Genomic DNA, 3091 nt, shown 5'->3' with positions numbered 1-3091 from the left:
AGAGTTCCGACTCTTTTTTATGTTTTTTAAAAGAAATTAGCAAGTTTATTCAGTTTTATATTACTTTTAAATTTAATATGAAAGTAAATAAAAATATTATGCTGTAATGAGTCTTATATAAGGAATTCATATTATATAGGCGTAAAGCTAAGCCTAGAAACCCCAAATTTATAGTATTAAAAAGTAATAATGAAAAAATTTAAAATGCTAGTCTGTGAAAATTTCAAAGAAACTCTAAATATATTTTTATGTGATTTTTATGACTACCCGGAGAAGCGATGTCCTTGTCTGGTGTACCGGCTAATCCGTCCTTGAATTAGGTGAAAAAATCAAGTAAAAATCTATAAGAGTTTCTAAATCAATTTTAAATGAATAGCTTATTTAAAATCTTTATTATTACATAATGTATTAAAAGCTTAAAAGAAAAATATTTTATTGAAACAAAGTGGCTTAGCTTTACGCACATGGGGATATAATCTCCAACTTAAGATTATACATAAAATTTTTGTTATCAGTTGAGAAAAAAGACTAACAAAAAATTGTGCTTATATCTGTAATTTTTTTAATATATAGATTATACAGTAGTTAGATTGCATAATTAAAATTTGTAAAGAAGGAAAGTTATCCAAAGGGTTAGTGCCATCTAGAAGTTACTTTTTAATAAGCGAGGAAAATAAAAATATACAATTAATGAATTTTACCAGTAAAATATTCACTAAAAGCTTGCAATGCTTTGAAACTACTGAGTTTAAAATTGGTTACAATTAACTAATAATTTGGGTTGGGGTAACTATACCCAAAAATCAAATAATAATGGATAAAATGAAAAAGAAAATAGTTGCCAACTTTTACTTGACTCAAACCACCTTATCAGCAGGATGGGCATATTTGAAAATATATGGTATGATTATTTAAAACTATACCATATATGGTGTAAAATGGGAGGAAATATGAATAAATCAGTTTTAAAGGAATGTCGTATAGCGGTTATTCTAACTACTGTTATATGGGGACTTATTATAGGAGTTGCACTTTGTTGTTACTTATTTATAAGTAGTTTTATTTCAAATCCAGATGTAAATACAGATATAGCTAAGTATCAGAAGTATATTGGAGAAAATGCTAAAAAAGAATATAAAAATAAAATGGATATGGATGAATCAATTTTTCCACAATCAATTACCAATGATATGAGTGTAAAAGATTATAAAATGGTTTATGATAACCCTTGGGATACTCAATATTTAAGTTACCTAGTTGTTAAATACGATAAAGATACCTATAAAAATGAAGTTGAAAGACTAGAAACTTATAAATCAGATGAATATATTGGAATTTTTGGAGCAGAAGGATTTGATTCTCAATACAAATTACTTGCTATTTGTGCAGATGATAATTATGGTTTTGTATATGCACTTACGAACCAAAAAGATACAATCGTGTATGTAGAGATTCTTTTCTGCAATGGCTTTATGGATTTTGACTATAAAGATTATATTAAAGAAGAGTATCTACCAATAGGCTTTAATGCAAAAAAGGGGAACCCTTATTTATATGTTTAGGAAGAGAACCATAGAAGATACTTATAGTAGAAAAACCACCCATGAGTAATGGGTGGTTTTTTACAAATAGAATTTAAAATTGTACCAAATAGCAGTATACGCAGTTCTCATGTACTATTTATTTCCACCAATCTCAATGTCTACTACGGCAGCATGAAGCATGATAGTTGCAAATGCCTTAAAGAATATGAAACTTACTCATTCCAGTAACGTGTCCATTGTCAATTAGTTCTTGTTCTTTTTCAAGGCATGTATTCTTATTTGTGTAAGCCATTTTCATAGGTAATGAGGCATTTCCACCTTCAATATTTTTCATGTTTTCAGTTGTTAAAATTTCTAAACTTTTCATTTTTTACCTCCAAGTAAATATATAATATTTTTTACATATGAGGTTAGAGCTATAAATGTCAAGTTAGGAATGTAACTTTTTGATCATTTAAGAATGTAGTTTTTAGTTCTCTTCTAAATTAAAGTGATCTTTTAATCTATAAGAATTTCCATTAATAGAAACTACATGAGCATGATGAAGTACTCTATCTAAGATAGCATTAGCAATTATAGGATCACAAAAAATATCATCCCAAGAATTGAAATTTATATTTGTAGTTAAAATAGTACTTTTCTTTTCATATCTCATATCAATAAGTTGAAAAAATAGTTTAGAATCCTCTTTATCTATCGGTAGATATCCTAATTCATCTATTATAAGAAGCTTATACTTACTAAAATGCTTAAGCCTTGAATCAAGTCTATTCTCTAAATTTGCTCTTTTTAATTGTTGTAATAAATCATTGCATTTAATAAAGTAAGTGCTATATCTTTTCTTCGCGGCAGCGATGCCTATAGAAGTGGACAAATGCGTTTTCCCCACACCACTAGATCCCAAGAATACAATATTCTCTTTAGCTTCTAAAAATCGTAAGGATGCAAAATCTAGTATTTGATCCTTGTTTACACTTGGCTGAAAATCAAAATCAAAATCTTTAATTCCCTAGTATGTGGAAATGCTCCTACCTTAACCATGGATCTAATCATATTTGCTTCCTTACAATCTATTTCATGAGATGTAAGTTTTATAAGTGCATCAACAAAAGATAAGTTATTTTTTGTTAAAAAATCAATGACTTCATCTAAATGGTTGACCATTTGTTTTAATTTTAGATATTCTAGATTTTTAATTAATTGCATATATGAACTATTAGTTACCATATATTTCTCCTATCATTTTTAGCTATTTCATTCATTTCATGTTTAGAGTTTTTAAATGTTAAAGAACTAATCTGTAAGTAATGATTATCATGATAATTTAATTTTTGGTTTTTAATTTCATGAATAGCAACTAATTTTGTGCTATAATGCAAATGTAGTTGATTATCATATACTTGTAGTTTTAGTTTTTTGCCTATATATTCTGGTGATACAGAATATTGGTTAGATTTATAGGAAATCATAATAATGTTTGAAGTTTTAAAGCAGCCTTCGGCACACTATTTCCATAGCCTTTCCAAATTAATTTTAATTCATCATTC

General features: G+C 27.3%; 2 protein-coding genes and 2 pseudogenes. 1 reads left to right on the top strand and 3 read right to left on the bottom strand.

Going from position 1 to position 3091, the window contains the following annotated elements; translation table 11 throughout:
• The first annotated feature begins 950 nt into the window (after nucleotides 1–950).
• Nucleotides 951–1562, top strand: a complete 612-nt coding sequence (locus AZI32_RS16825) for a hypothetical protein (protein WP_061997094.1) — start codon at nucleotides 951–953, stop codon at nucleotides 1560–1562.
• A 178-nt stretch (nucleotides 1563–1740) separates the two neighbouring features.
• Here the strand turns inward: AZI32_RS16825 and AZI32_RS18555 are convergent, their stop codons facing one another.
• The 3 genes and pseudogenes from AZI32_RS18555 to AZI32_RS16815 all read right to left on the bottom strand — a co-directional run.
• Entirely contained in the window at nucleotides 1741–1911 is a 171-nt protein-coding gene (locus tag AZI32_RS18555; protein ID WP_157450961.1) for a hypothetical protein, read from the bottom strand.
• A gap of 102 nt (nucleotides 1912–2013) precedes the next feature.
• Nucleotides 2014–2771: pseudogene (gene istB, locus AZI32_RS16820) on the bottom strand (IS21-like element helper ATPase IstB).
• Nucleotides 2765–3013, bottom strand: a pseudogene (locus AZI32_RS16815) (IS21 family transposase); the annotation flags it as partial. The pseudogenes AZI32_RS16815 and istB, both read right to left, overlap by 7 nt.
• Nucleotides 3014–3091 lie beyond the last annotated feature (78 nt).

It is taken from the genome of Clostridium sp. ATCC 25772, assembly GCF_001573875.1.
In the GTDB taxonomy this organism is placed as follows: Bacteria; Bacillota; Clostridia; order Clostridiales; family Clostridiaceae; genus Clostridium_J; species Clostridium_J senegalense.
This window is presented reverse-complemented; position numbering and strand designations above follow the sequence as displayed.

Excerpts from the sequence above, each read along its gene's own strand:
- AZI32_RS18555 (WP_157450961.1), bottom strand. The coding sequence starts at position 1,911 with ATGAAAAGTTTAGAAATTTTAACAACTGAAAACATGAAAAATATTGAA.
- AZI32_RS16825 (WP_061997094.1), top strand. The coding sequence starts at position 951 with ATGAATAAATCAGTTTTAAAGGAATGTCGTATAGCGGTTATTCTAACT.